At 52.3% G+C, this 7,875-nt stretch carries 2 protein-coding genes; one reads left to right on the plus strand and one right to left on the minus strand.

The genetic code is table 11. The features are described 5' to 3' along the window. Nucleotides 1–5,323 (minus strand): InlB B-repeat-containing protein (locus JS530_RS10955; protein WP_342590079.1); only part of this gene is annotated, 5,323 nt, incomplete at its 3' end. Nucleotides 5,324–5,552: 229 nt separating this feature from the next. Here JS530_RS10955 and JS530_RS10655 point away from each other — a divergent pair. After that, the coding region (locus JS530_RS10655; protein ID WP_214377124.1) for an InlB B-repeat-containing protein at nt 5,553–7,875 on the plus strand (2,323 nt) is incomplete at its 3' end.

The raw sequence follows: 7,875 nt of genomic DNA on the forward strand, positions 1-7,875 counted from the left end.
GGGTGATGTCCTTCGTCACCGAGGTCGAGAAGTCATACTCCGAACCACCCGAAGCCGCCGTGAACCAGCCATCGAACGTGTAGCCATCACGCGTAGGATCCACAGGCCTGGATGCCTTCTTGCCCGACTCCACCGACTGCGAAGCAACCGAATCCGAACCACCATTCACATCAAACTTAACCGTGTACTTCTGCGGAGTCGGTGGCACGTATGCTTCTCCAGCAGTGTAGTTCGCGGTAACATCCACATCATCGTTGGTCACGTCTTGGTTGCGACCAAGCACACTGACTTTCACGCTCTTGGCAGTAGCAGTCTTGGCATTGGAATAATCAACGTCCACATCATAGGTGGCTTGTTCGTTCATGCCGCCGCCAAGCGTCTTGGTCACGGTCGAACCATCAACGGTGTAGCTAATGGACGTAATCGGACCGGTTGCAGCAATGCGAATCGTCGCAGCACCCGGAATTGTGGCGCCATCCAGGTCCTTCCATGTCGCACCGTTATCTGTGGAGTATTGCATCTTCACAGTGGCCTTGGGCTGATCTTCGGTGACTGCCGCGTAAGCATTCACCAAACCAGCACCACGGTATTCCTTACCATCGGTCGGTGCTTCAAGATGGTCGTACAGTTCACCAGCTTGCTTCTTCAACAAGGCGGTAACCTGCGCCGGCGTGTAATCCGGATGAATAGCTTTAATCAGAGCAGCCACACCAGCCACATGTGGCGAAGCCATTGAAGTGCCGCTCATCGCGCAAGTTGGTGCGTAAGCCGAACCGCAGGTAGAAAGAATATTCGAACCGGGAGCGGCCACATCGATTTCATTCACACCGTAGTTTGAGAACGAGGAACGACGTAGCTTATCGGCCGAATAGTGCTTCGTGTTCTCAGCGGAAGATACGTTGATAATACCGTCCAACATACCAGGCATGATTAAGCCCTTGCTACCGGCTTGTGCAGACAACGATACACTTTCCGGACGAGCTATACCGGTACGGTTGCCCTCACCTTGCAAACCATATACAGACGGCTGGGCGACAGGTGAATCTTCCGACTTATCGTTCGGTCCGAATACTGGAGGATTCCTCTTGCGAAGGCCTCGCAAGCCGAATGCCTGAGTCTGGTACAGATTGTCAAGGTCAAGCTGGCTATTACCAGCAGAAGCAACGTTTGTCACACCACGACTATCCGCATACTTGATTGCACGCTGCAGCACTTCATAACCAGCAGTAGTAGAAGGATCGTCTGGATACTCCGGTTCTGTGCTACCGATGCTGGCATTAGTCACATCCATGTGTGATTCCGCTGCCCACATGTAGCCACACACCTCTTGCTCGGTATATGTCCGGTTGTTATACAACACCCGAATAGACGCCACCTTGGAGCTCGGAGAAACGCCATCAATCAGTTCTCCGTTATTGGCCGCCGCAATGATACCGGCCACATGAGTACCATGAGTTTCATCTTCATTCCCCGTCTGATCAATGTCTACTGCAGACCATAGCGGCTTGCCGGTTGTGGCATCTGTGCCTTGCCGTGGCACACCATTAGCTACACAACTCACGGAACGCGCAGCATCAATCCGGCCAGCAAGTTCGGCATTATCGTCGTAGATACCGGAGTCAATTACACCAACCAGCGTTGGACGCAGTGGAACATCCACGGAATGTGCTTTATCAGCACCCGTTGCAGCGATACCCCATGCCTGGCCCTCATAAGACGCAAAGCAATTATTCCCTGCACAGCCGGCGCCCTGATAGGCTCCAGCGACACCGGATTGAGGATCAGAATTGTATGGCGAAGCGGGAATATCAGACATCGCGGAAGAATCCCAAACCGTAGGAGTTGCTACATCTTGCGCATCAACATCCGTGTCAAGTATTTCATCTTCGCGTAGCTTGCCGCTGCTGCGAGTAGACGCAACCGAATCCACAGCAATGTCGTTATCCGCGGCCCACTGCGCAAAATCAGCAGCAAATGTGTTCACTCGCGCTTGCACAAAGAATGAATCCAACTGCTCATATTCCATAAGCAGGTAAGAGTTAAAGAACTTTGCTGCCGCAATCGCTCGCTTCATATCATCAGCAGAAGCAGGTTGCTTCAGATTGACCACGTAGTTCATTGGCGTATCGTCCGCATCGGCTACTGCTGTCGATTCATCTACAGATGGTTGGCTTACTCCAACGTAGACAATGAACGTCGAGGTCTTGCTGGAGTCGCTCTTCAGCGTGACGGTAACCGTCTTCTTACCCCGGGCAGACATGTCTGGCTCAGATACTGTATATTCGCTGGACTTCAGCGTACAGACACTGCCATCGGCCAGACGTGCTTTAACCACCAGGCCAGCAGTATTCAGCTTATCGCCTACTGCATATTCCTGCTTGGTTGGCGGCGTAGTGACCAGAATATCCGCAACAGATTGAGCGCCGGCTTCATATTGCGCATACAATGTCACCGCGCCGCTTTCGGCAAGGTTTTTCACCACGGCCATCGGCTTGTACTGCGTACCGGAACCATCTGCCTTGGTATTCCACCCGACAAAGTGCTTGCCGGCAGGCGCAGTGAACTCATTGACATGCAGCGCGGTGCTCCGATCATAGACAATATCCTGAGCGTCCATAGAGCCGCTGCCGCCGTTAGCCTTGAATTGCACAGTGTAAGTGTTGGCTTCCCACTGAGCATACAAGATGCTGATCTGGGACCAATCCTGTATGGTTTGTCCCAAATCATACGAGTCGCCACTGCCGTCTTCCTTCGTATTCCATGACTTGAGCGTATAGCCCGTCTTGTTGTAGCTTTCGAACTGAGTCAGCAACGTAATTGGCTGTGCATAGTCACCATACGCATAATCGCAGTAGCTCATGCATCCAGTCTTGTCTGGCGCAAAGATGATGTATTCGTCGTTCGACTTTCTCCACTGGGCATACAGTGTTGTATTGCTATCGAACGAAGCGTAATACCCATATGCCTCGTATTTCGTTCCGGTACCGTCAGCCTTAGTATTCCAGCTCTCTAGAGAAGCCGAACTCTTAGAAAACACCTTATATATGTTAGAGACGCCAGACTGCTTAACACCTTTGGCGAATACCTGTTCCACGCTCCTTGAACCGAGCAGATTTGTACCGCCATTGGGTTCGTAACGGACCGTCACCAGCTGAGTGGATGGGTCTACAACGTGAATTGTCCTCTGGAAGTAGTCATCATTCACGTTGCCTGCCGCATCAGACACCGAATAGGAAACGGAGTAATCACCAATCTTATTGATGTCAAAACCACCGTTATCCGTTACCTGAATGTTGCCGGTAACATCGCCGTCCTTATCATCAACGGCATAGAGCCCCTGAGTCACAGAGAACGAAGAATCACCTTGACGAACCGTGGTGTCACCATCCACGAATTCAGGCTTTTGATTATCCACAATGGTAACGCGTATCTGTGCTTCCAATTGGGGGAATCCTGCAACTTCACCGCCGCCAATAGTCTTTGTTGCCCCCCAATCAAGCTTGCTCAAGCCCGCATTATTGAAAGTGGTAGCATCCCAAAACACCAAAGCTTTCACGCTGCTGCCGTCTGAGAGGTGCACTATGGCGGTATTCAGATAATTCACCCAAGCCGTCCCTTTGCCGGCGGTGCCATCCACGGTTTCCACGCTAACCGGTTTAGCACTAGACCACTGTGCATACAGGGTGAGACTGTCGCCGGTATAACCGGTATTCTGATCATCGGGCAGCAACTGGTTAATCATATACGAATGACCAGTGCCATCCTTCTTGGTATTCCAACCGGTAAAGATCTTGCCGTCATTGGTGAAGGCGTTCTCTCGAATCTGCAGGCGATCGCCATATTCGAAGCGCTGCACACCCATCTTACCCTTGCCGCCGTTCGCGTCATAGGTAATGGTGCGCGGATCGCCCTTCCAAATGGCATAAAGAGTGAAATAGTCATTAACCGGCTTATCAAAATCGTACGCATTCAGATAGGCAGCCTTCGTTGACCATCCAAGGAACTTGTACCCAGTGCGCACCGGATCCTGAGGCTTGGTTAGTTTTTCACCACCAAGTACCTGTTGAGTGAATGTACGACCGGAATAATCGGTGCCATCGTTTTTGTCGAAGTACACCGTGTACGTCTGCTGACTCCACTGAGCATACAAATCCAAGGTGCCATCCGCAGACATGTCGGACGATGAAACCGTTCCGCCATCGTAATAGTAGCCGGTCTCATTATTCGCAGCCGTGGCCCAATGGTCAAACGCGTATCCTGGACGAGTGAAAGTGTTCCTATTCAGCGACACCGTCTCATCCACATGCACCACCTGATCAGGCATGGCTCCTTCGCCACCATTGGCATGGAACCGAATGGTGAAAGTATCGGACTGTCGTTCAGTCCAATGTGCATACAAAGTGATGTTTTGCGTAACCTTGGAATCAAAATCGTAGAGATTTCCACCGGTTGCAGCCGTGTACCAGCCGTCGAATTCATAACCTTCTCGGACTGGCTGCGCAGGCTCTTCCACGGATTCGCCCTCATTGACCGTCACCGAAGAAGTGTCTCCATTGCCATTGCCATCGAACGTCACCGTGTATTGCTGAGTCGGTTCCGGAGTCTCATACTTCTTCAACGCCTCCTCAACGGTCTCGGTAGTACCACGATCAGCATTGTCCCCTACATACCCAATCTCAAGTACAGTAACAGTGGCACCGTCATAATCACCACCGCTGACCTTCGCCACGCCAATGCCTGCCGCATCAGCCAGCTTGCTCACCTCAGTCAGATAATGGCCATATCCTTGCTCGCCGGTCTGCAATTCGCTCGCCCAGCTGTCAATCGGATTATGGGAAGCCTCAAGATCCGGATATCCGATGGCAAGGGCTTCAGGTCCGAACAAGGAGGTTCCGGACTGGTAGTCAGGTGACTCAGCGAGATTGTACTGAGACTCCTCAGCCCAACTTGGTGCGCCGTTATACATATTGTCATGGTTGATGGTGCCTTGCGCGGCGAGCTCATCAGCACGAGTTTGTGCCCACTTCGTCAAATCCGAGTTGACTTTGAGCGCCGGCACCGGGTCGCCCGTGGCGGTATCATCTGCAATCTGCGACTCACTTTTATTATTTGCCGAGGCGATTTGTGCAGCAGTAAGACCTGTGCGCGGCTTGGCGCGCAGGTCGTTAAGCTGCTTCATATATTCCAGCGCTTGCTTTACATTTGCGTCATCCGAAGCCGCAGCCATAGCGGTACTAGCGGTAACGGCCATTGTTCCGCACATAGCCAAAGCACTCACCACTGCGACAGCGGCCTTCATTGCCCGACGTACTACACTCATCATGTTCTTCTCTCATCCATGAATCGGCTGTATCCGTTGGGCACCATGATACTCGCGAACCGTTATATGACTTGGTAACAATCCATATGAGGAAACAATATCGGGAATCGTATTTTCTACGGCAGATAGTTGCGCGTCAGTAATACCATAGTGCTTACGCCCGGTTAGAAGAAGGACGGGTGAGACTTCCGAAGAAGGAGGAGTTCTTATGCATCGCATAGGGAAAACCGCTGTGGCGTTACTGGCCACTGTGGCAATGGCGCTGCCTATAGGAGGCATCGCCACAACCGCAGTCGCCAACGAGAACACTAGCGGCAAAGTAAGTACCGCAGCAGATACCAATCCCAATGGAATAACGTTCACCATTAAGGGATTTTCGTGGGATGACAACACCCCGACTACGCGTACCGTGTCTGTAAAAGATGGCGCTACATACACGCTTCTCGGCAATGAGCAGCCCTACCTCGATTATAAAACGGTTACCGGTGGCTATAACTGGGATATCCAATACCCAGAAAGCTCCAATAACTTCTCCTACTCTCAATGGACTTTCTCTGACACCAATAAACAGGGTCCCAGCGCCACGGTCACCTTCAAGAAGCCTTCGTACTATAACAGCAAAGAGGAGCAACAAACAGCGTGCCTGCAATGGACGAAAAACGGTGTACCGGTAACCGACAGTACCACTGTTGTAGATACGAAATCCACGTGGTCTATGACCGCCCAGGATGGCTGCGACGTCAGCCTGCTTAAGCTCGGTCTGAAAAATTTCTACGACGGCTGGCTGAATGATAATTATGATTCAGTATCCTCATCTGATTCAAGTGCGAAATACTATTTTTACTATGTTGGAGGCACCGAAAGCCACGCTGCAGTAGCTCACATGCTAACCGTTGGTACACCAGTCAATGGTTCTTCCACTCCAGATCCTGACCCGGATCCGAGCCAGTACCATACGGTGACGATTCGCAACGAGCTGGACAACATAACCATCGCCCAATACCAAGTGCTGGATGGATACACTGCTAGCAAGCCAAGCGACCCGTTAAGCAAGCAACCAGGGTATACATTCGCCGGATGGTACACAGCTGCCGAAGGAGGCACCGAATACGACTTCAACACCCCGGTGACCAGCGATATTACCATTTACGCACACTGGACGAAGGACACATCACAGAGGTACACGGTCAAGTTTGACTTGAATGGCGCTCCCGGTTCGGTGGATTCGCAGTCCGTGGAGTCGAGCAAGACGGCTTACAGGCCTTCTGATCCGTCTCGCGACGGCTATACGTTCGGCGGCTGGTACACAGCTGCGACAGGTGGCTCGAGGTACGACTTCAGCACGGCCGTGACGAAGGACATCACCATCTACGCACACTGGTACAAGGACGGCGCCCCCGATCCCGATCTGAATTACCATACAGTAACGTTCCGCAATGAGCTGGACGATATGACCATTGCCCAGCAGACAATACTGGATGGATACACCGCAACTAAGCCAAGCGACCCGGCAAGTCTGCAGCAAGGCTATAAGTTCGCTGGATGGTACACAGCAGCCGAAGGCGGTACCGAATACGACTTCAACACCCCAGTGACGAAGGACATCACCATCTACGCACACTGGACAGAGACAGACACTCCAGATCCAGATCCAGATACAAACCCTGATCTGAAATACCATACAGTGACTATTCGCAACGAGCTCGACAACCAAACCATCGCCCAGCAAACAATACTGGATGGGTACACCGCAACTAAGCCAAGCGACCCACAGAGCTTGCAAGATGGTTACACGTTCGTCGGCTGGTATACAGCTGCTGAAGGCGGAACCGAATATGATTTCGATACTCCGGTGACCAGTGATATCACTATTTATGCACACTGGAAGAAGGGCAACGATCCGACTCCGCAGAAGTACACGGTCAAGTTTAACGTGAACGGCGGTTCGGGTTCCGTGGCTTCGCAGACCGTAGAATCGGGCAAGACGGCCGCATCTCCGTCGAATCCGACGCGTGATGGCTACACGTTTGATGGCTGGTACACGGCAAAGACGGGTGGCTCACGGTATGATTTCTCGACCCCGGTGAAGAAGAATCTGACCTTGTATGCGCACTGGACGAAGAATGAAACGCCGTCTGAGCAGGTTCGTGTGTTGTTTGATGACAACTACAGTAACGATCCCCTCGCGCAGATCGTCAACAAGGGCGAGACCGTTTCCAGGCCTGCGGATCCTACGCGTGACGGCTACACGTTCGATGGCTGGTTTACGGCGGCTTCGGGTGGTTCGGAGTATGACTTCTCGACCCCGGTGACGGAGGATGTCACCTTGTATGCGCATTGGACGAAGGACGAGTCGCCCGCTGAGAAGATCGTGGTGATCTTCGAGGACAAGGACGGCGCCGGTCAAACCTTCGCGGAGATGGTCGAGAAAGGCAAGACCGTTCCCAAGCCGAATGACCCGAAGCGTGCTGGTTATTCGTTCCTGGGTTGGTTCACGAAGCTTGACGGCGGTGAGAAGTACAGCTTCGATACTCCGGTGACGGAGAAGCTGACCT

This window comes from Bifidobacterium colobi (assembly GCF_018555455.1).
Lineage (GTDB): Bacteria > Actinomycetota > Actinomycetes > Actinomycetales > Bifidobacteriaceae > Bifidobacterium > Bifidobacterium colobi.